This is a genomic window from Caballeronia sp. INDeC2 (assembly GCF_023631325.1).
In the GTDB taxonomy this organism is placed as follows: Bacteria; Pseudomonadota; Gammaproteobacteria; order Burkholderiales; family Burkholderiaceae; genus Caballeronia.
Window position 1 is genome coordinate 200,179 of the sequence record NZ_JALQDG010000003.1, and the last position, 21,063, is coordinate 221,241.

The window sequence follows — 21,063 nt, forward strand, 5'->3', positions numbered from 1 at the left end:
CGAAGTCTCTCGACGAAGTTCGAATTCGCAGCATCGCCGACAAAAAAGCATCAGGGATTCAGCGCCGCCTTCTCGAGATCCGCGAGCATGCGCTCGACGCGATCCGACAGCTTCTCCGTGCTCACCTTTTCCCGCAGACGCGCGACGATCAGCGGAAACGCGAAAGGCGTCGGCTTCTTCGGACGCGTGAGCACGAGGCGGCTATCGCTCATGCGCTGCAACGCCGCGCGGATGCGGCCCAGTTCCAGCTCCTGCAGCATCACTTCCTGATCGGCCTGCGCGAGCAGCAGATTGGCGCTGTCGTGCTTGCGGAAGACCTCGTAGAACAGTCCGCTCGACGCTTGCAACTGGCGCGCGCTTTTCTGCTGCCCCGGATGGCCCTGATAAATCAGCCCCGACACGCGCGCGATCTCGCGAAAACGCCGCGCCGACAGTTCGGATGCGTTGAGACTCGCGAGAATGTCGTGCTCCAGATTCTCCGGCGAAAAAAGTCCTTCCGCGATGAGCGTCTCCCAGTCGAACGGCCGCGCCGACAGCAACTCGAAGCCGTAGTCGTTCATCGAAATGGAGAACGTGCCCGGTTGATCGCGTGACGCCCGCCATCCGAAGAGCGACCCCAAACCGATATGCGCCATGCGCCCCGCGAACGGATAGCAGAAGAAGTGATGACCTTCGCGCGAGCGCACCAGTTCGACGACGAGCACGCCCGGCCCCGGCAGCGCGGACCACTTCGCCTGCAAGTCGAGCAGCGGCCTGACGGCGCGCATTTCGGGCTCGTCGAAGATGCCGTCGCTGGCACGCGCGAGCATCACGAGCGCGGCGTCCGCGAGTTCGGACGAAAGCGGCATCTTGCTGCCGGCCCATTGCGGCATCGCACCGCGCGATGAAGTAGCGCGCTTCACGTAGGCGGTCATGTCGCGCACGCGCACGAGTTCGAGCGCGCGGCCGCCGAAGGTGAAGACGTCGCCGGGCTTCAGACGCGAGATGAACGATTCCTCCATCGCGCCGATGCGCCCGCCCGTCATATACGCCACGTTGATGGTTGCGTTCGCAACGATCGTCCCGACGTTGTTGCGATGCCGGCGCACGAGATCCTCGCGTGGCACGCGATAGACGCCGTCATCTCCCTTCACGACGCGATGAAAGTCCGGATACGCCTTGAGCGACGTACCGCCGCGCTCGACGAACGCGAGCGCCCAGTCGAACTCGTGCGCCTTCAGATCGCGATACGCATACGCGGTGCGGACTTCGTCGAGCATGTCGGCGGGCATGAAGCCGCCGCCGATCGCCACCGTCACGAGATGCTGCACGAGCACGTCGAGCGGCTTCAGCGGCATGTCGCGGCCTTCGATGCGATGCTCCTGGATAGCCCAGCGCGCCGCCGCCGCTTCGACGAGTTCGAGCGCGTGCGTCGGCACAATCGTCACCCGCGACACGCGGCCCGGCGCGTGGCCGGAGCGTCCCGCGCGCTGCATGAGGCGCGCGACGCCCTTCGGCGAGCCGATCTGGAACACACGATCGACCGGCAGAAAATCGACGCCCAGATCGAGACTCGACGTGCAGACGACCGCCTTCAGTTGCCCGTTCTTCAGGCCGAGTTCGACCCAGTCGCGCACTTCCTTGTCGAGCGAGCCGTGATGCAGCGCGAGCAGGCCCGCCCACTCCGGCCGCAATTCGAGCAGCGCGCGATACCAGATTTCCGATTGCGAGCGCGTGTTGGTGAAGACGAGCGAACTTTGCGCATGCTCGATTTCATCGGCGACCGGGCCGACTTGGCGCACGCCGAGATGCCCGCCCCACGGAAAGCGCTCGATGGTCTCGGGAATCAGCGTATCGACGACGAGCGTCTTCGGCTGCGCGCCGCGCACGACGACGCGGGGCGTTTTCACGGGATGCAGCAGCGCATCGTGCGCGAGGGCGAGATTGCCGAGCGTCGCGGACAGGCCCCAGATCTGCAAATCCGGCCGCCAGCGCGCGAGCCGCGCGATCGCCAGTTGCGTCTGCGTGCCGCGTTTGTTGCCGAGCAACTCGTGCCATTCATCGACGACGATCATGCGCAGATGCTTCAGTTCTTCCCGCGCATTGGCGCGCGTGAGCATCAGCGTGAGGCTTTCGGGCGTCGTCACGAGCGCGGACGGCATGCGGCGATTTTGCCGCGCGCGTTCGGTCGACGATGTATCGCCAGTGCGCATCCCGACCGTCCACGGCACCGAGAGCGCGCTCACCGCGCCTTGCAGCGCGCGGGCGCTGTCGGCGGCGAGCGCGCGCATCGGCGTGATCCAGAGGACGGTCAGCGGCGCGGCCAGCGCGTTCGGTTTTGGCGGGGCGCCCGCGTACGCCGCGAGCGCGCCGAGCCACACGGCCCAAGTCTTGCCCGCACCGGTCGTCGCGTGCAGCAGGCCGCTCGCGCCGCGTGCGATCTCGCGCCACGCTTCGCGCTGAAACTCGAACGGCTGCCAGCCGCGTTCGTCGAACCAATGCGCGATGCGCTCATCGATCGGCGTCGCGGCTCGGGTTTCGTCGAAGGCCAAAGGCGCGGGCGTGAACAGCTCGGCTGCCGCATCGATCTTCGCCTGCGCCGCACGCGTGCGCGGCACGCGGCGGGGACGCGGCGCGCGTCGCTTGTCCTTGTCCTCGTCCGATGACTCCGGCGCGCTCATGCCGTCGCCTCGTTCAGAAAGCCCTTGAGCATGTCGAGCGTATCGGCGTCTTCGATCTTCTTGTCGGTGCGCCAGCGCAACATGCGCGGAAAGCGCACCGCGATGCCCGACTTGTGCCGCGGGCTCGCCTGAATCCCTTCGAAGCCGATCTCGAAGACGAGCGTCGGCGTGACGCTGCGCACGGGCCCGAACTTTTCGATGGTCGTCTTGCGCACGATCGCATCGACCTGGCGCATTTCTTCGTCGGTCAGACCGGAATAGGCCTTTGCGAAGGGGACGAGCGTGCGCGCGCCATCCGCTTCGTCCCACACGGCGAAGGTGAAATCCGTGTAGAGGCTCGCGCGCCGTCCGTGGCCGCGCTGCGCGTAGAGCAGCACGGCGTCGATCGCATACGGATCGATCTTCCACTTCCACCACGTGCCCGACGCCTTCGTGCGCCCGACGCCGTACATCGACGCGCGCTCCTTCAGCATCAATCCTTCGACGCCGCGCGCGCGGCTTTCGTCGCGCAACGCGGCGAGCGCTTCCCAGCCGGATGCGACGACGGTCGGCGAAACGCGCAGCACGTCGACCGCAAGCGACGACGCGAGCGCATCCAGCCGGGCGCGCCGTTCATGCAGCGGCGCCATGCGCAGATCGCGGCCATCGGCTTCGAGCAGATCGTAGGCAAGCAGCGCGGCGGGCGAATCGGCGAGCACTTTTTTCGTGAGCGACTTGCGCGTGATGCGCGGCTGCAGGCGCGCAAACGGCAGCGGCGCGTTCGCGCCCGGCTCCCACGCGAGAATCTCGCCGTCGATCACGGTGCCGTCGGGCAGCGCTTCGCCAAGCGACGCCAGTTCGGGAAAGCGCTCCGTGAGGAGATCCTCGCCGCGCGACCAGATCCACACGCGGCCCGCGCGCTTCACGAGCTGCGCGCGTATGCCGTCCCATTTCCATTCGACGATCCAGTCATCGGGCGAACCGAGCGTCGCCGGGTCGATCTGCAAGGGATGCGCGAGGAAGAACGGATAGGGCAGGCCGATATCGCTTTCGTGCGGCGTGTCGACGTCATCGCCTTCGGCCGCCGGCGCGATCAGCCGCAGATAACGCGCCGCGCTCGGCGCCTGCCGCGAATCGGTCCAGCCGACCATGCGCTGCGCGATGCGCTTGTGATCGACGCCCGCGACTTGTGCCAACGCCCGCACGACGAGCTGCCGTGCGACGCCCACGCGAAAGCCGCCGCCGATCAGCTTCGTCAGCAGAAAGCGCTCGCTCCAGTTCAGTTCGTCCCAGTAGCCGAGAAGCCGTTCGCGCAACTCGATCGGGTTCGCGCCGCGCAATGTCAGCACGCGTTCCTCGATCCACTGCGCGAGCCCGAGCGACGATTCGCCCGACGCGCTCGGCAGCACGTGCGCGATGGTCTCGGCGAGATCGCCGACCGCCTGATAGGACTCCTCGAAAAGCCACTCCGGCAAGCCCGCGCGCTCGCGGGCGAATTCGGTGAGCAGGCGCGTCGGCACCGACTGGCGCGGCTTGCCGCCCGCGAGAAAGTACGACGCCCACGCTGCGTCTTCAGGCGCCGCGCCGGAGAAATACACGATCAGCGCTTCGAGCTTTTCGTTGGTCGATGTCGTCGCGTCGAGCGCGGCGTAGAGCGTCGCGAAGCGCTTCATGACGCCTCGGCCGTATCGGCTTCGACGACATCGTCGCCGTATTCGGTCTTGAACGCGCCCGCATCCAGTCCTTGTTCGCAGAGCCAACGCACCATCGGCTCGATCTGGCCATGCGTGACGATCACGCGTTGGGCGCCCGTCGCACCGATCGCGAGTTGCAGGCCGGGCCAGTCAGCGTGATCCGACAGCACGAAGCCGCGATCGACGCCCTTGCGCCGCCGCGTGCCGCGCAGGCGCATCCAGCCGGACGCGAAGGCGTCGCTGTAATCGCCGAAGCGGCGCATCCAGGTGCTGCCTTGCGCGGACGGCGGCGCGACGATCAGCGCGCCCTTGAAGGCGGCCTTGTCCTTGGCGGCGATTTCGCTGACGAGGCGCGTCGGCGGCAGCGCGACGCCCGCCTGCACGTACGCGCGATTGAGCGGTTCGACCGCGCCGTGGCAGAAGATCGGACCGATGGCCGCATCGACGCCCGCGAGCACCCGCTGCGCCTTGCCGAACGAATAGCAGAAAAGCACCGACGCGCGGCCTTGCGCCGCGTTGTGCCGCCACCATGAATCGATGCCGTCGAAAATTTCGTGCGGGCTGTCCCATCGATAGATCGGCAAGCCGAACGTCGATTCGGTGATGAACGTATCGCAGCGCACGGGCTCGAAAGGCGCGCAGGTCGGATCGGGCTCGACCTTGTAATCGCCGGACGCGACCCACACGCGCCCTTTGTACTCGACGCGCACCTGCGCCGAGCCGAGCACGTGCCCCGCCGGATGCAGCGACACGCGCACGCCGTTCACGTCGATCGCTTCGCCATAGGGGAGCCCTTGCACGTCGATGCCCGGCAGCCTCGATAACAACACGCCCACGCCCGGTTCAGCGGCCAGATAGCGCGCGTGGCCGAAGCGCGCGTGATCCGCGTGCGCATGCGTGATGACCGCGCGTTCGACGGGCCGCCAAGGGTCGATATGGAAGTTGCCCGGCACACAGAAGAGACCTTCGGGCCGCGCGACGATGAGATCGGATGAAGTGTCCACTGATTGTTGATCGCGTGTGATGACAGCCGCTTGCAGCGCGCGTTGTCAGGCTACGTGGATGTGTTCGATTCTGGCAACAAAAGCACGCCACGTGCCCGTCACGGCGCTTTCATGAATCGCGTCTAGGGTGTAAAAGTTTGTTTGTCCCTGCGCTTTGTTCAACGAATCGCGTACGGGCCGTAGTTCAGCGAAACACGCGCGCACGGGGCGCGCGCGCCGCGGTCTTTTTCATATGCCGAACATGGACACGATGGTTGCGCCGACCGCCGCAGAAGCGGTCTGGATCGTCAGGCTCCAGAGCCATCCGCAGTATGACTTCGTGCGCCTGAAGCGGGTTTTCAACGACCACGGCTCGCGTCATCAGGTCGTGCTCGTCGATGTCCGCAAGTTGCTCGCGTGCGCCAATCGCGACGACACCGATTACGTGCTCAAAGCGGTCGACGACTGGCACGCGGGCAAGGTGCGCGGCATCCGCGAGTTCCTCGACCCGGACAATCCGCGCGTGCCCGAAATGCCGTACGTGACGATCAGCGTGCGGCGCTCGCCGGGGCTGCTCGGCCTTTTGGGCGTGCATCGGGAAGGGGTCGTCGCGTTTCGCAACGGGCAGCATCGCGCGCGCTATATGGCGCACGCCGGCGCGTTGTGCATGCCGGTCGAAGTGCACGAACGCGAGGCGGACTTGCTGCGCGAGATGTGCGCGGCGCCGGATGCGTCGAGTGCGGAATACGGGGAGGGTTGAGCGCCGCGCGAGCCGCGGGCAGGGGCGTCCGGGGCGCGGCGTGGACGTGCCGGACGGCTCATGGGCCGCCCGGCCTTGCTGGTTGTTGTCAGTTCGCGGTCGCCGAGACACCGCGTATCGATTGCAACGGCATGACGGACGGCATGGGCGGCCGCATGGCCTCGTCGGGCCGGATGCTTTTGGCGGCGAATTCCCTGCTCAGATAGTCCAGCGCATAGTCGATGAAAAAGCGCGTCTTCGCGGGCAGATACTGCCGTCCCGGATAGACGATCGACACTTTCATGTCGGGGTCGTCGATCGAATAGCCGTCCAGCAGGCGAACGAGCGTGCCGTCCTCGAGATCGGCGCGCACGATGCCTTCGGGAACGATCGAGAAACCCATGCTCTTCAGCGTGGCAAGACGCACCATCAATCCGTTGTTGACCGTGTACACGGGCGCGAGCGTGACCTGATCTGCGTCGCCCAGACGATGCCGGAAGTGCCAGGTCTGGCTGCGCATCTCGTTCGGCAGTCCGACGGAAGGCAGCGATTGCAGATCGGTGGGCGAATTGGGCATGCCGTGCTCGGCGACGAACGCAGGCGTCGCGACAGGCACGAGCGAGTTGGTGCCGACCGGCCGCTCGATAAGCGCCGTGCTGGACACCATGAAAGCCGTGACGATGCCGACGTCATAGCCGTCCTCGACGAGGTCGACGTGTCGCTCTGCGAGGGTCAGGCGCACGTTGACTTTGGGATAGACTTTTCGAAATCCGTCGATGAGTGGAGTGAGCGTGAGCAGAGACAGCGCGCTCGACGCGACGACGCGCAGCGTGCCGCTAGGCTCGCCCTCGGTGTGCGTGACGGTCGATTCGAGATGATCCAGTTCTTCGAGGAGTGCGCGGCAGCCTTCGAGATAACGCGTGCCGGCTTCGGTGAGGGAAAGATTGCGGGTAGTGCGGTTGATGAGGCGGGTCCTCAAATGCGCTTCGAGCATTGCGATTGCCCTTGTAACCAGCGCATTCGAGACATCGAGTTGTTGTGCTGCGCGGCGGAAGCTCTCGGTGTCCGCCACTCGCACGAAAACCCGCATTGCATGAATCTGGTTCATCTTGGTGCCCTCTCGGTTGTGCCACTGGAATAAGGAGCTACGCACCTACCGCATGCGTGTGTCCGGTTATTGACCAAACCATGAAGCTAATAATATTGACAGGATCGGGAGATTGCAATATTTAAATCATGAAGTTTTGGGCGGAAATGGTTCTTTTTTATCGAGCGGCCGGAGTTAATTTTGGGGCGTGGTAGCGGCACAAAAGCGCGACTTCTGTTTTAGCGCGCCCGCTGAGCCTTTAGATATAAGGCTTCCCGCTAATCGATATCATTTCGCTGAAACTTCCTTGTTATATGTCGTGGCCGCTTAAAACATCGAATTTCGTACGGTGGCACGACGGATCCAGATGCTGAAATATCAGAAAGCACAAATGAAAGGTTTTATTTATTGATTAAGAGCTTTCGATAAATCCTGTTGCTGTAAATTCAGCCGTCAGGCTGTCCGATTCATTAATGATTAGCGCGCCGATTTGGCGAACAGATAAACAGAAAGTCGACGCCATGATATGGAACCTGCTTGCCGCCCAGCCTGAAATCGCATTGTTTTGCAGTCTCGCGATCGGCTATCTCATCGGCTCCGTGAAGCTCGGTCCCATTCAACTCGGCGGCGTGTGCGGTACGCTTATCGTCGCGCTGATTCTCGGGCAAAGCGGCGCGCGTATATCGCCAGATCTCAAGAACATCGCATTCGCGCTATTCATTTTCGCGCTGGGTTTCACCGGCGGTCCGCAGTTTTTCGCGAACATCGGGCGCGGCTGGCGCTACGGCGCGCTGTCGATCGTAGAGATTGTCGTCGTGGTCGCGCTCGTGCTGTGCGCCGTCGTCGTCCTGAAGCTCGATGCCGGCACCGCCGCAGGCCTGCTCGCGGGCGGCGCGACCGAATCCGCCGTGATCGGCACGGCCTCCGAGGCGATCAACCGGCTCGGCCTCTCCGCCGCCGATACCGCGCGGCTGCAGGCGAACATCGTCACCGCATACAGCGTCAGCTACCTGTTCGGCCTCGTCACGATCGTGCTTTTCACGAGCCAGTTCGCGCCGCTCATCCTGCGGGTGAATCTGCGCGACGAAGCGCAGCGCGTGTGGCGCGAGCTCGGCGGGAACGGCGCGCTCGGCGCGGGGCAGACGCCCGCCGCGCCGCCGCTCGCCGGCCGCGAGCTCAAAGTGACGGCGGCGGCCGGTTTGACCGTCGGCGAGCTGGAGAAGCGCTTTCACGACAACATCAGCGTGCAGCGCGTGCAGCGCGACCGCGCGGTCATCAAGCCGCAGCCGGCCGTCGTGCTGAGGGCGGGCGATCTCGTCGTGGTCGGCGGGCGGCGTGAGGCGCTCGTCGAGGCGATCGGCGCGATCGGCGAGGAAGTGTTCGGCAACGCCGTCTCCGATGTCTACGTCGAGCGCGTCGACGTGATGCTCACGCGCCGGGATTTGCACGATCTCACGCTCGCGCAGGTGCGCGCCCGCGCCGCGCCCGCCGATGCGCACGGCGTCTTCGTCGAGGCCGTGACGCGCCTCGACAGCACGATTCCCGCCCTGTCCGGTACGCGGCTGCATCGCGGCGACGTGCTGACGCTCGTCGGCAACAAGGAGGATGTCGCGCGCGGCGCGGCCAAGCTCGGCTACGTGATTCGCGAGACGCAGAAGACCGACTTCGTGTTTCTCGGGCTGGGCGTGCTGCTCGGCATCGGGATCGGGCGTCTGTCGGCGCATGTCGGCGGCATCGACCTGACGCTCGGCACGGGCGGCGGCTGCCTGCTCGCGGGGCTGCTGTTCGGCTGGATCCGCTCGCGCTATCCGCTGATCGGCTCGCTGCCCTCGGCGGCGGCGCAGATTCTGAAGGACTTCGGTCTCTGCACGTTCATCGCGGCGGTCGGGCTGTCGGCGGGGGCGGACGCGCTCAGGCTCGTGCGCGAGTACGGCGTCGCGCTGCCGCTCGCGGGCATCGTCGTCACGCTCGGGCCCGCGCTCGCGTCGCTCTTCATTGGACGATGGCTCCTCAAGCTCGACGTGCCGATGCTGCTCGGCGCGATCGCCGGCCAGCAATGCAGCACGCCCGCGATCAGCGCGCTCGTCGGCGTGACGGGGAACGCCACGCCCGTCATCGGCTACACGATCACGTATGCGCTCTCCAACGTGCTGTTGCCGCTGCTCGGGCCCGTGATCGTCGGGCTGGCGAGCAAACTGGGCTGACCTCATGGAATGGCTCCACGGCATCTTTCAGGCATCGCCGGTGACGGCGCTCTTTCTGTCGCTCGCGGCGGGCTATCTGATCGGGCAGATCAACTTCGGCAAGTTTCAGCTCGGCGGGGTGGGCGGCTCGCTGATCGCGGCGGTGATCGTGAGCCAGGTGGGCGTGCAGATCGATAACGGCGTGAAATCCGTGATGTTCGCCGTGTTCATCTACGCGGTCGGCTACGACTCCGGGCCGCAGTTCTTCAGTTCGATCAATCGCAGGACGCCGCGCGAAATCGCGATGGCCGTCTTTCTCGCGGCGACGGCGCTCGCGAGCGTGCTCGTCTGCGCGAAGCTCTTCGGGCTGAACAAGGGGCTCGCGGCGGGGCTGGCGGGCGGGGCGCTCACGCAATCGGCGATCATCGGCACGGCGGGCGATGCGATCGCGCGCCTCGGCCTGCCCGCCGCGCAAACGAAGGCGCTGCAGGCCGACGTCGCGATCGCGTACGCGGTGACCTACGTGTTCGGCTCGCTCGGCGCGATCATCGTGTGCGTGAACATCCTGCCGAAGTTCATGGGGCAGAGCCTCAAGGACGCGTCGGCCGAAGCGGAGAAGGCGCTCGCGGGCGGCGATGCCGGTCCCGGGCCGGGGCAGATTTCGGCATTGCCCGCGCTGGTCGGGCGCTCGTATCGCGTGACGCGCGACGGCGCGGCGAAGCGCTCGGTCGCGCATATCGAAACGGACGATCGGGACATGATCACCATCGAGCGCATCCGGCGCGCGGGCCACGTGCTCGAACCGGCGCCGGACGTCGTGCTGGAAGCGGACGACGTCGTGCTCGTGGTCGGCCGCCGCGAGGTGATGGTGGGCGCGGCGGCGCACATAGGCGAGGAAGTCGCGGATACCGACGGCAGCAGCGTCGTCATGCAGAAGCGCCAGGGCGTGTTCACGAAGCGCGGCATGAATCACGTGAGCATCGGCGAACTGCGCGCCACGGTCGATCACGACATGCGTCACGGCGTCTATATTCAGGCGATCACGCGCGCCGGGCATCCGCTGCCGGTGCTGCCGGAGACGAAGCTGAATCATGGCGATGTCATCACGTTATACGGCTCGCCGCGCGACACGAAGCGCGCGGTGGATGCGGCCGGCTACGAGCTGCCGTATTCCGACAAGACCGATTTCATCTACATGGGCGTGGGCATCGTGCTCGGGTTGCTGATCGGGCTGATCGTCGTCGATGTCGGCGGCGTGCCGCTCACGCTCGGCTCCGGCGGCGGCTGTCTGCTCACGGGCTTGCTGTTCGGCTGGATGCGCGGCAAGCATCCGATGTACGGCGTGATGCCGCCCGCCGCGTCGCAGTTGCTGAAGGACTTCGGGCTGGCGGCGTTCGTCGCGGTGGTCGGCCTCAATTCGGGCTTGCAGGCGGTCGTGACGGTGAAGCAAAGCGGACTGACGATCTTCCTGCTCGGCGTGTTCGTCACGCTTTTTCCACTCGTGCTGACGATGCTCTTCGGCCGCTACGTCCTGCGCTACGACAACGCTGCGCTGCTCGCGGGCGCGCTGACCGGCTCGCGCAGCGCGAATCCGGCTTTCGGCGGCGTGCTCGACAAGGCCGAAAGCACGGTGCCGACCGTCCCGTTCGCGATCACGTATGCGCTCGCGAACGTGCTGCTGACGCTGCTCGGGCCGCTGGTCGTCGGCCTCGTGTGACATGACGGGCGTGCTCCTTGCGCCATAATCGGCGGACACACAAGGAGGCTCCGTTCATGGCTCAAACGAATCCGTCGACAGTCACGCTGCCAAGCGGCGAAGCGATCCCGAAGCTCGGCCAGGGCACGTGGGAAATGGGCGAGCGCGCGAACGCGCGCAAGAGCGGGATCGCCGCGCTGCGCGAAGGCGTCGAACTCGGCATGACGCTCATCGATACCGCCGAAATGTACGGCGACGGCGAAAGCGAGAAGCTCATCGCGGAGGCGCTCGGCGATAGGCGCGACGAGCTGTTCATCGTCAGCAAGGTGTATCCGCATAACGGCAGCGAGCGCGGCGTGCAGGCCGCGTGCGAGCGCAGCCTGAAGCGTCTTAAGACCGATCGCATCGATCTGTATCTGCTGCACTGGCGCGGCGGCGAGAATCTGGAAGGCGTGGTCGCGGGCTTCGAGAAACTGAAGGGCGACGGCAAGATTCGCCATTGGGGCGTGAGCAACTTCGACACCGACGACCTCGAAGAGCTCTTTTCACTCGATGGCGGCGACGCCTGCGCCACCGATCAGATTCTCTACAACGTCGCGCGGCGCGGGCCGGAATTCGATCTGCTGCCGTGGCTGCGCGAGCGCCGCATGCCCGCGATGGCATACAGTCCTGTCGACCATGCGCGCCTGCCTCGTGGCGGCGCGCTCGAAAAGATCGCGGCGGCGCGCGGTGTGTCGGCGTTTCAGGTCGCGCTCGCGTGGGTGCTGCAACAGCCGCAGGTGTTTGCGATTCCAAAGGCGGCGGACGTCGCGCACGTGCGCGAGAATCGCGCGGCGCTCGATTTGCACTTGTCCGCCGATGAACTGGCGGACATCGATCAGCAGTTCAAGCCGCCGAAGTCGAAGCGCTCGCTGGAAATGCTCTGACGCCGCGCCCGATCGGGTTCAGGTGCACGCGTGATGCGCGTGCACCGAGCCGAGCACGGCGACTTCGGCGGGCGTGCGCCGGAGATCCGCTTCGTTGACCTGCTTCGCGTCGGCGATGAAGTCGTCTACGATCGACGAAACCGTCGTATCCGTCAGGCACAGCGATATGCGCTGCGTTTCGCTGACCGGCAGCGAAGCGCGCTGCGACAGGAACAGCACGCCATATTGATAACCGCGCACGATGCCGCGCACGGCGCCCACGCATTGGCCTTGCGCCGTGTTGTCGGACTTCGCGGCGCATTGCTGCGCGAGCGCGTAAGCAGAGAAGCTCGGATCGGCGGCGCCGGGCGTCGGCGCTTGCGGCGCGGTCTGCGCCTGCGCGGCCATCGCGACGCCGAAGGTGAGTGCACAGAGCGCGGCGGAAAGGGCGGGTTTCATCGGTTGAATCCTCGTTGTCGTTGAACTTCGAACCGATGAGAGACGCGCGGAGCCGCTTTGGTTCCGACGAATGGCCGCTTTGCCGCGCGCGCTCATCGCTCTTGACGCTGCAAGATTCGCAATTCGTCGACGGGAATGTGGCAATGGATCAGGTGCCCCTCTTTTGCATCGCGGCACGGCGGCGTTTCGGTCTCGCAGATCGCGCCGATCTTGCGCGGGCAGCGGGTATGGAACACGCAGCCCGAAGGCGGATTCGCCGCGCTCGGCAATTCGCCCGACAAGCGGATGCGCTTCGCATGCGTTCCGTCGATCGACGGCACCGACGACAACAACGCTTCGGTGTACGGATGCTGCGGTCCGTCGAAGACTGCGGCGGCGCGCCCGATCTCCATGATGCGACCGAGATACAGCACCGCGATGCGATCCGACAGATACCGCACGACATGCAGATCGTGCGAGATGAACACGTAGCTCACGCGCCGTTCGCGCTGTAAGTCCGCGAGCAGATTGAGGATCGCGGCCTGCACGGAGACGTCGAGCGCGGAGGTCGGCTCGTCGCAGACCACGACGCGCGGATCGCCCGCGAACGCGCGCGCGATCGCGACGCGCTGCTTCAGCCCCCCCGACAACTGCCGCGTGCGCGAGCCGAGATAGCGCGCCGGCAGACGCACGGCTTCCGTCAGCGTATGGAGCCGTTTTTCCTTCGCCTCGCCGTGGAGCGACGCGAGCTTCGACAGCGAACGCGCGATCAGTTGCCGCACCGAATGCGCGCGATTCAGCGCGGAATCCGGGTTCTGGAAGACGATCTGCAGCGACTTCACCTGCTCGTCGCTGCGCTTGGTCACGCGTTCGGGCAACGTCGCGCCGTCGAGTTCGAGCGACGCGCCTTTATCCGGCGATACGAGTCCGAGCAGGAGCTTCGCGAGCGTCGTCTTGCCGCTGCCCGATTCACCGACGAGCCCGAGCGTTTCGCCTTGCACGAGATCGAGCGAGACGTCGTGCACGGCGCGCACTTCTTCATCGCCGACACGGAAGGTCTTCGAGAGATGGCGTGCGGACAGCGCAAGCGGCTGATCCTCGCCATTCGCGACGTACACCGGCGTCTCTTCGGTCGAGCGCGGCAGCGACTGCGCGCGTTCGTGATAGTGGCATCGCGCCATCTGATCGCCGTGCGCCGACGCGACGCGATAGGGCGGCGGCGCGTCCTTGAGACAGCGCTCGTCGGCGAGCTTGCAGCGCGGCGCGAAGATGCAGCCCTGCGCGATCGATCCCGGCAGCGGCAGCGAGCCGGGAATCGTGTCGAGCCGTCCGCTTTCCTTGCCCAGCGCTTCGCGCGGCAGGCAGCGCAACAACCCGACGGTGTACGGATGCCGGGGCTGCGCAAACACATCGGCGGTCGTGCCTTCCTCGACGAGTTTGCCCGCGTACAACACGCCAACGCGATCGCACATGCGCCCGATCACCGCGAGGTTGTGGCTGATGAAGAGCACGGCCGTGCCGAGTTCCGCGCGCAACTGCGCGATGAGATCGAGCACTTCGGCTTCGACGGTGGCGTCGAGGCCGGTGGTCGGCTCGTCGAGAATCAGCAGCTCGGGGTTGCATGCGAGCGCCATCGCGATGACCACGCGCTGCTGCATTCCGCCCGACAACTGATGCGGATAACTCTCCATCACGCGCTCGGGCGAGGCGATGCGCACGCGCCTCAACATCTCGGCGGTGCGGGACAGCGCTTCGTCGGCGGATGCGCCCGTGACTTCGAACGCCTCGGAGACTTGCCGCGCGATCGTGAGCGACGGATTCAGCGCGCGCCCGGGATCCTGATAGACCATCGACACCGCATTGGCGCGCATGCCGCGCAGCGCGTCGGCGTTCAGCGACGCGACGTCATGCCCGGCGATCGAAATGCGGCCCGCCTTCACGCGCCCGTTGCGCGGCAGATAGCGCAGCACCGCGAGCGCGGCGGTCGACTTGCCGCAGCCCGATTCGCCGACGAGCCCATACGCTTCGCCGCGCTTCACGCGCAACGTCACGTCCTGCAACACCTCGCGCTCGCGTCCGCGCGAGCGGTACGCAACCGTCAGGCCGACGATCGTGAGCGCGTCGGCCTGATCGCCTTTCGCGGCGCCGAAGGTGGGAAATGCCGATGGCGGCGGCCCGTTCATCGGTCGAGCACTCCTTGCACGGCATCGGCGACGAGATTCACCGCGACGACCAGCGACGCGATCGCGGCGGCATCGAAAACGACGGTCCACCACGCGCCGCCCGCCATCAGCGTATAGCTTTCGGACAGCGCGAGGCCCCAGTCGGCCGAAGGCGGCTGGATGCCGAAGCCCAGGAACGAGAGCGTCGCGACGGCGAAGATCGCATAGCCGAGACGCACGGTCGCCTCGACGATGATCGGCGGCAGCACGTTCGGCAGGATCTCCGCGAACATGATGTAAAGCGCGTTTTCGCCGCGCAGTTGCGCCGCCAGCACGTAGTCCAGATGGCGCTCGCTCAGCACGGCGGCGCGCACGGTGCGCGCGGTGATCGGTGCGAACGTGAGGCCGATGACGAGGATCACCGTCGTGTTGCTCGCGCCGACGGCGGCCAGCGCGAGCAGCGCGACGATCACGAGCGGCAGCGCCAGCAGCGCATCGATCACGCGGCCAATGACGGCATCGACCCAGCCGTCGAAATAGCCGACGACGAGGCCGATCGCCGTGCCCGCCGCCGTGCCGAGCAACGTCGCCAGCGGCGCGATGGTCAGAATGTCGCGCGAGCCGACGATCACGCGCGCGAACACGTCGCGGCCGAGTTGATCGGTGCCGAACCAGTGATCGCCGGAAGGCGCGGCGAGCGAGTTGAGCGGATCGGATGCGTACGGATCGTGCGGCACGAGCCAGTGTCCGAAGAGCGCGCACAGCACCCAGAAAAGCAGGATCAGCACGCCGAGATCGAACGTGACCGAGCGCATCAGCACGCCGAGCGCTTCGAAGCGGCGCGGCTTGACGGGCGTTTGAGGCGCAACGGTCGTGCTCATCGCGCGTCTCCGTTCGAATCGGCGTTGCGCAGACGCGGATTGAGCACGACGTAAAGCGCGTCCGCGATCAGATTCGCCGCCGTATAGATCACGCCGATGCTCAGCACGCCCGCTTCGAGCATCGGAAAGTCCTTGCCTTGCGCGGCGGTGTAGATCAGCGAGCCGATGCCCTGATAGTGGAACAGCGTCTCCACGACGACGAGCCCGCCGATCATGTAGCCGAGTTGCGTCGCGGCGACGGTCACGGTCGGCAGGAGCGCATTGCGCAGCACGTGGCGCAGGATCACGACGCGCTGCGGCAAGCCTTTGAGAATCGCGGTGCGCGTGTAATCGGCGTCGAGCGCTTCGACGGTGCCCGCGCGCGCCATCCGCGCGATATAGCCGAAGAACACGAACACGAGCGGCAGCACGGGCAGCACCAGATGCTCCAGTTGCGTGAAAAAGCCCGCGCCGGCGGGCGCGGTCGCTTCGATCGGAAGCCATTGCAGCCACACGCCGAAGATCAGGATCAGCACGATCGACGAGACGAACTCCGGCACGACCGTCGCCGTCAATCCGCCGATGCTGATGACTCTGTCGATCCAGCGCCCCGCGTGCAACGCCGCGTAGACGCCGCCCGCGATGCCGAGCGGCACCACGACGACGAACGCGAGCGCGCCGAGCTTCGCCGAACTCCACAGCGCGTTGCCGATGAACGGCGCGACCGGCGCGCGAAACGCGTAGGACTCGCCCATGTCGCCGCGCAGGAAATGGCTGATCCAGCTCGAATATTGCGTGAGAAGCGGCCGGTCGACGCCCAGTTGATGATTGAGCGCTGCGACGGCGCGCGCATCGGCGAGCGGGCCGAGGATCGCGCGGCCGACGTCGCCCGGAAGGAGCTGGCCGCCCGCGAAGACGATCATCGACAGAAGCCATAGCGTGACGAGCGCGAGCAGCAGCCGCACGCCGATGAAGCGCACGATGCGCTTGAATTTGGCGAAGTCGGCTACGTGCGCCGTCGGCGTGATCGTGCTCATTTACGCCCCATTCATGCCGATACCGTCGCGCGGTCGAACCACATCTGCGAGATCGCGTTGAAGCGCACGCCCGAGACGTTGGCGCGCGTGACGATCAACTGGTCGTAGAAGTAGGGGATCACGACCGGCGTTTCGTCGAGCAACAGGCGCTGAATCTCGCCGGACAGTTTCTTCTGCGACGCGACATCGAGCGCCGCGACGAACTGCGTGACGAGCTTGTCGTACTGCGGATTCCTGAAGTGCGCGGCGTTCCAGGTGCCGCCGCTCGTCAACGGCGCGTTAAGGAACACGTTCGGCACGCCGCGATGCCCGTAATCCGTGATGCCGAGCGGCGAATCCAGCCAGTCCGACTTGCCGAACGTGCCCGAGCCGTAATACAGGTCCTGGCTTTCCACCTTCAACTGGATGCGAATGCCGATCGCCTTCGCCGCGTTCTGCACGACGACCGCGAGATCGGGAATCTCCATGTACTTCTCGGTCGTGAGCGTGACGTCGAAGCCGTTCGCGACGCCGGCATCGCTCATCAACTTCTTCGCTTGAGCGATGTCGATCTTGCGTTGCGGCACCGTCAGATCGCTCGACGGAAAGACCGGTGCGAACGGGTTGTCGTTGCCGACGGTCGCGCGGCCGCGGAACAGTCCCTTCACGATGACTTCGCGATCGATCGCGAGCGCGAGCGCCTGACGCACGCGCTTGTCCTTGAACGGCGACATGTCGCAGCGCATGTGAATCTGCCGATGCGAGCTCGACTTCGTGCCGAGCACCTTGAACTGCGGATTCGTGAGTATCGAGACGCCGCCCTGCACGGTGAAGTCGCCCATTACGTCGGCCTGGCGGCCTTGCATCGCGAGGAGTTGCGCCTGCTGATCGGCGTAGAAGGAAAAGGTCACGCGATCGGGCAGCGACTTCTCGCCCCAGTAGTCGGGATTGCGCACGAACGACGCGCCGACCTTCGGCGTGTATTTCTCGAGCTTCAGCGCGCCCGTGCCCATGAACGTCTTTTCATAGGGCCCGGTGAAATTGGCCGGCAGGATCACCGCGTTATACGTATCCGAGGAAACGTAATACGGGAAATTGCCGTTGGGCGCATCGAGATGGAATTCGACGGTGTGATCGTCGACGGCCTTCGCCGAATCCTTCGACAGCACGCCCTTCAGCACCGACAGCGCCGCCGAGCCCGCGCCGGGATCGGACAATCGATTGAACGTGGCGACGACATCTTTCGCGGTCATCGGCTGGCCGTCGTGGAACTTCACGTTCGGGCGCAGCTTGAAGGTCCACACGTCGCCTTTCGCATTCGACGACCACGACAGCGCGAGCGCGGGCTTGAGCGTCAGATGTTCGCTGTCGTCGTCGATCAGGAATTCGCCCGTCTGATTGATGAGCGCGAGACCGGCGGCGTCGGTCACGGTGAGCGGATCGACGGCGCCCGCGGGCATCAGATGCGCGACGCGGATCGTGCCGCCGGGCTTGCCCGTGCCTTGCGCGCGTGCGCCCGGCATGCCGAAGAGACCGCCCGCGGACAGCGCGACGCCGAGCATGCTTGCATGACGCAGCAGTTCGCGGCGCGTGAGGCGCCCGGCCATGAACTCGTCGATCGCGTGATTGCCCAGTTCGCCCGCATGCGGGCGGGCGAGGTCGAGAAGATGCGCGTCGGTCGAAGGTTTTTTCATCGTATGCGGATGTTGTAGTTGTCGCGCTCGGTTGGGCTCGCGCCGCGCAAGCGATCGGGTCGGCGGCGCCTGAAAGCGCCTCCGCGTCTTCGCGGGGTAGCAAGCCGCGCGCCGAGTCTGCATCGCGCGCGTCTCTCGTCCGCTTCAGTGATCGTGTGGATGCTTGTGAATCGGATCGACCCAATAGACTTCCTCGGGCTTCTCCACGGCATCGATGTTGAGATTCACCACCACCGCTTCATTGTCGCTGCGCACGAGCACGCATTCGAGGGGATCGTCGGTGCTGGCGTTGATTTCCTGATGCGGCACGTAAGGCGGCACGAATATGAAATCGCCGGGACCGGCCTCGGCGGTGAATTCCAGATGTTCGCCCCAGCGCATGCGCGCCTGGCCGCGCACGACATAGATGACGCTTTCGAGCGCGCCGTGATGATGGGCGCCCGTCTTCGCATTCGGATGGATCGTGACCGTGCCGGCCCAGATCTTCTGCGCGCCGACGCGCGCCGCGTTGATGGCGGCCGCGCGGTTCATGCCCGGCGTCTGCGCCGTGTTGGTGTCGAGCTGATCGCCCTTGATGACCTTGACGCCGTGCTCGCGCCAATCGATGTGCTGATGTGCGTCGCTCATGTCGGTACGGTTTATCGTCTGCGGATAAGGGAAGTCCGTTGCCGCTACCAACAGAGCGAGCAACGGACTTCCGATACTACACGGTTCGATCGCGATTATTTCGATTTCGAGTTGATGATCGCCTCGGACACGTTCGTCGGCGTCTCCGCGTAGTGCTTGAACTCCATCGTGTACGTCGCTCGGCCTTGCGTCAGCGAACGCAGCGACGTCGAGTAGCCGAACATCTCGGCGAGCGGCACTTCCGCGCGCACGAGCTTGCCCCCGCCGCCCGCGATGTCCTCCATGCCCTGCACCATGCCGCGGCGGCCGGACAGATCGCCCATCACGTTGCCCATGAACTCCTCGGGCGTTTCCACTTCGACGGCCATCATCGGTTCGAGCAGCACGGGCCGGGCACGGCGCATCGCTTCCTTGAACGCGATCGAGCCGGCCATGCGGAACGCGTTTTCGTTCGAATCGACGTCGTGGTACGAGCCGAAAGTCAGCCGCACCTTCACGTCGACGACCGGATAGCCCGCGAGCACGCCGGCCTTGAGCGTTTCCTGAATGCCCTTGTCGACCGCCGGAATGAACTCGCGCGGAATCACGCCGCCCTTGATCTGGTCGACGAACTCGTAGCCCTTGCCCGGATCCGGCTCCAGCGCGATCACCGCGTGACCGTACTGGCCGCGTCCGCCCGACTGCTTGACGAACTTGCCTTCGACGTCCTCGACCTTGTTGCGCACCGTCTCGCGATACGCGACCTGCGGCTTGCCGACGGTCGCCTCGACGCCGAATTCACGCTTCATCCGGTCGACGAGAATTTCGAGGTGCAGCTCACCCATGCCGGAGATGATCGTCTGGCCAGATTCCTCGTCGGACGTGACGCGGAACGACGGATCTTCCTGCGCGAGACGATTCAGCGCGATGCCCATCTTCTCCTGGTCGACCTTGGTCTTCGGCTCGACGGCCTGCGAGATCACCGGTTCCGGGAAGATCATTCGTTCCAGGATGATGATGTGGTTCGGATCGCAGAGCGTATCGCCGGTCGTCGCTTCCTTGAGACCGACCGCCGCGGCGATGTCGCCCGCGCGCACTTCCTTGATTTCCTTGCGCTCGTTCGCGTGCATCTGCAGGATGCGGCCGAGGCGCTCCTTCTTTTCCTTCACCGGGTTGTAGACCGTGTCGCCCGAATTCACGACGCCCGAGTAGGTGCGGAAGAAGATCAGCTGGCCGACGAACGGGTCCGTCATGATCTTGAACGCGAGCGCGGAGAACGGCTCGTCGTCGCTCGGATGACGTTCCGCTTCCTTGTCGTCTTCCGTGTGGCCGAGAATCGCGGGCACGTCGACGGGTGAGGGCAGATAGTCGATCACCGCGTCGAGCATCGCCTGCACGCCCTTGTTCTTGAACGCGCTGCCGCACAGCATCGGCACGATCTCGTTGGCTATGGTGCGCTTGCGTAGCGCCGTCTTGATCTCTTCTTCGGTCAGGCTCTCGTGATCGTCGAGATATTTTTCGAGCAGTTCCTCGCTCGATTCGGCGGCCGCCTCGACCATCTTCGAGCGCCATTCGTGCGCGAGTTCCTTGAGGTTGTCGGGAATTTCTTCGTAGTTGAACTTGATGCCCTGGCTGTCGTCGTCCCAGACGATCGCCTTCATCTTCACCAGATCGACGACGCCCTGAAAGTGCTCTTCCGCGCCGATCGGAATCTGGATCGGCACCGCGACGCCCTTGAGCCGCTCGCCGATCTGCCGCTGCACGCGGAAGAAGTCCGCGCCGACGCGGTCCATCTTGTTGACGAACGCGATGCGCGGCACCTTGTACTTGTTCGCCTGACGCCACACGGTTTCCGACTGCGGCTGCACGCCGCCGACCGAGTCGTAGACCATGCACGCGCCGTCGAGCACGCGCATCGAGCGCTCGACTTCAATCGTGAAATCCACGTGTCCCGGCGTATCGATGATGTTGATCCGGTGTTCCGGATAGTTGCCGGCCATGCCTTTCCAGAAGGCCGTCGTCGCCGCGGAGGTGATCGTGATGCCGCGTTCCTGCTCCTGTTCCATCCAGTCCATCGTGGCCGCGCCGTCGTGAACCTCGCCGATCTTGTGGGTCACGCCGGTGTAGAAAAGGATGCGCTCGGTAGTCGTCGTCTTGCCGGCATCGATGTGAGCGCTAATGCCTATATTCCGATAGCGCTCGATGGGAGTCTTGCGGGGCACGTGAACCTCCTGTGGATGTGTCGACCCGGGTCGCCGTGCGGCGGCCAATCGGCGCGACCTGAATGGTGAGATGCGTCGCGCTGAATCTTTTTAGGATAGCGCGTCGGCAAGCTCTTTGCAGGAATCCTGCCAGCTCGGT

15 protein-coding genes are annotated in these 21,063 nt (G+C 65.3%); 4 read left to right on the forward strand and 11 right to left on the reverse strand.

Annotation, left to right across the window (positions count from 1 at the left end):
• Positions 1-50: 50 nt before the first annotated feature.
• From NCS28_RS02565 to NCS28_RS02575, 3 genes are read right to left on the reverse strand one after another with little or no spacing between them, the layout of a single operon-like run.
• Positions 51-2,660 carry a ligase-associated DNA damage response DEXH box helicase gene (locus NCS28_RS02565; RefSeq protein ID WP_250512315.1) on the reverse strand — a complete coding sequence of 870 codons (2,610 nt, stop codon included), beginning with the start codon at positions 2,658-2,660 and terminating at the stop codon, positions 51-53.
• Positions 2,657-4,312, reverse strand: coding sequence for an ATP-dependent DNA ligase (locus NCS28_RS02570; protein WP_250512316.1), 1,656 nt, complete (start codon positions 4,310-4,312; stop codon positions 2,657-2,659). Before NCS28_RS02570 ends, NCS28_RS02565 begins: the two co-directional genes overlap by 4 nt.
• Positions 4,309-5,337, reverse strand: coding sequence for a ligase-associated DNA damage response exonuclease (locus tag NCS28_RS02575; RefSeq protein ID WP_250512317.1), 1,029 nt, complete (start codon positions 5,335-5,337; stop codon positions 4,309-4,311). Before NCS28_RS02575 ends, NCS28_RS02570 begins: the two co-directional genes overlap by 4 nt.
• A 232-nt stretch (positions 5,338-5,569) precedes the next feature.
• Between NCS28_RS02575 and NCS28_RS02580 the strand changes: the two genes are divergently transcribed.
• Entirely contained in the window at positions 5,570-6,076 is a 507-nt protein-coding gene (locus tag NCS28_RS02580; RefSeq protein WP_250512318.1) for a plasmid fertility inhibition factor family protein, read from the forward strand.
• A gap of 88 nt (positions 6,077-6,164) precedes the next feature.
• Here NCS28_RS02580 and NCS28_RS02585 read toward each other — a convergent pair whose 3' ends face one another.
• Positions 6,165-7,163, reverse strand: a complete 999-nt coding sequence (locus NCS28_RS02585) for a LysR family transcriptional regulator (protein ID WP_250512319.1) — start codon at positions 7,161-7,163, stop codon at positions 6,165-6,167.
• Between the two features lie 500 nt (positions 7,164-7,663).
• Here NCS28_RS02585 and aspT (NCS28_RS02590) point away from each other — a divergent pair, with 500 nt between their 5' ends.
• The 3 genes from aspT (NCS28_RS02590) to NCS28_RS02600 are packed head-to-tail and all read left to right on the forward strand — an operon-like array spanning position 7,664 to position 11,947.
• The gene (aspT, locus tag NCS28_RS02590; RefSeq protein WP_250512320.1) at positions 7,664-9,346 is read left to right on the forward strand and encodes an aspartate-alanine antiporter; all 1,683 of its coding nucleotides are present in this window, start codon (positions 7,664-7,666) and stop codon (positions 9,344-9,346) included.
• A gap of 4 nt (positions 9,347-9,350) precedes the next feature.
• Positions 9,351-11,042: an aspartate-alanine antiporter gene (aspT, locus tag NCS28_RS02595; protein ID WP_250512321.1), complete on the forward strand. Its 1,692-nt coding sequence runs from the start codon at positions 9,351-9,353 to the stop codon at positions 11,040-11,042.
• A 56-nt stretch (positions 11,043-11,098) separates the two neighbouring features.
• The gene (locus NCS28_RS02600) at positions 11,099-11,947 is read left to right on the forward strand and encodes an aldo/keto reductase (RefSeq protein WP_250512322.1); all 849 of its coding nucleotides are present in this window, start codon (positions 11,099-11,101) and stop codon (positions 11,945-11,947) included.
• An 18-nt stretch (positions 11,948-11,965) separates the two neighbouring features.
• Here the strand turns inward: NCS28_RS02600 and NCS28_RS02605 are convergent, their stop codons facing one another.
• From NCS28_RS02605 to fusA, 7 genes are all read right to left on the reverse strand, one after another.
• On the reverse strand, positions 11,966-12,385 hold the full coding sequence (locus NCS28_RS02605; protein ID WP_250512323.1) for a hypothetical protein: 420 nt from the start codon (positions 12,383-12,385) through the stop codon (positions 11,966-11,968).
• A 92-nt stretch (positions 12,386-12,477) separates the two neighbouring features.
• Positions 12,478-14,547, reverse strand: a complete 2,070-nt coding sequence (locus NCS28_RS02610) for an ABC transporter ATP-binding protein (protein ID WP_250512324.1) — start codon at positions 14,545-14,547, stop codon at positions 12,478-12,480.
• Positions 14,544-15,407, reverse strand: a complete 864-nt coding sequence (locus tag NCS28_RS02615) for an ABC transporter permease (protein ID WP_250512325.1) — start codon at positions 15,405-15,407, stop codon at positions 14,544-14,546. Before NCS28_RS02615 ends, NCS28_RS02610 begins: the two co-directional genes overlap by 4 nt.
• A complete protein-coding gene (locus NCS28_RS02620; RefSeq protein ID WP_250512326.1) occupies positions 15,404-16,423 on the reverse strand; it encodes an ABC transporter permease in 1,020 nt (339 codons plus the stop codon). The genes NCS28_RS02615 and NCS28_RS02620 overlap by 4 nt, the downstream gene beginning before the upstream one ends.
• Before the next feature lie 11 nt (positions 16,424-16,434).
• Complete coding sequence (locus tag NCS28_RS02625) at positions 16,435-18,096, reverse strand: ABC transporter substrate-binding protein (RefSeq protein WP_250512327.1); 1,662 nt, start codon at positions 18,094-18,096, stop codon at positions 16,435-16,437.
• A gap of 144 nt (positions 18,097-18,240) precedes the next feature.
• Positions 18,241-18,723 carry a cupin domain-containing protein gene (locus tag NCS28_RS02630; protein ID WP_250512328.1) on the reverse strand — a complete coding sequence of 161 codons (483 nt, stop codon included), beginning with the start codon at positions 18,721-18,723 and terminating at the stop codon, positions 18,241-18,243.
• Positions 18,724-18,818: 95 nt separating this feature from the next.
• Entirely contained in the window at positions 18,819-20,924 is a 2,106-nt protein-coding gene (gene fusA / locus NCS28_RS02635) for an elongation factor G (protein ID WP_250512329.1), read from the reverse strand.
• Between the last annotated feature and the right edge of the window lie 139 nt (positions 20,925-21,063).

Bases quoted from the DNA above. Each gene is read 5' to 3' on its own strand.
- NCS28_RS02600 (WP_250512322.1), top strand. From the start codon at position 11,099: ATGGCTCAAACGAATCCGTCGACAGTCACGCTGCCAAGCGGCGAAGCG.
- aspT (WP_250512320.1), top strand. From the start codon at position 7,664: ATGATATGGAACCTGCTTGCCGCCCAGCCTGAAATCGCATTGTTTTGC.
- NCS28_RS02570 (WP_250512316.1), bottom strand. From the start codon at position 4,312: ATGAAGCGCTTCGCGACGCTCTACGCCGCGCTCGACGCGACGACATCG.
- NCS28_RS02625 (WP_250512327.1), bottom strand. From the start codon at position 18,096: ATGAAAAAACCTTCGACCGACGCGCATCTTCTCGACCTCGCCCGCCCG.
- NCS28_RS02620 (WP_250512326.1), bottom strand. From the start codon at position 16,423: ATGAGCACGATCACGCCGACGGCGCACGTAGCCGACTTCGCCAAATTC.
- NCS28_RS02585 (WP_250512319.1), bottom strand. From the start codon at position 7,163: ATGAACCAGATTCATGCAATGCGGGTTTTCGTGCGAGTGGCGGACACC.
- NCS28_RS02580 (WP_250512318.1), top strand. From the start codon at position 5,570: ATGCCGAACATGGACACGATGGTTGCGCCGACCGCCGCAGAAGCGGTC.
- NCS28_RS02630 (WP_250512328.1), bottom strand. From the start codon at position 18,723: ATGAGCGACGCACATCAGCACATCGATTGGCGCGAGCACGGCGTCAAG.
- NCS28_RS02615 (WP_250512325.1), bottom strand. From the start codon at position 15,407: ATGAGCACGACCGTTGCGCCTCAAACGCCCGTCAAGCCGCGCCGCTTC.
- NCS28_RS02605 (WP_250512323.1), bottom strand. From the start codon at position 12,385: ATGAAACCCGCCCTTTCCGCCGCGCTCTGTGCACTCACCTTCGGCGTC.
- NCS28_RS02610 (WP_250512324.1), bottom strand. From the start codon at position 14,547: ATGAACGGGCCGCCGCCATCGGCATTTCCCACCTTCGGCGCCGCGAAA.
- aspT (WP_250512321.1), top strand. From the start codon at position 9,351: ATGGAATGGCTCCACGGCATCTTTCAGGCATCGCCGGTGACGGCGCTC.
- NCS28_RS02565 (WP_250512315.1), bottom strand. From the start codon at position 2,660: ATGAGCGCGCCGGAGTCATCGGACGAGGACAAGGACAAGCGACGCGCG.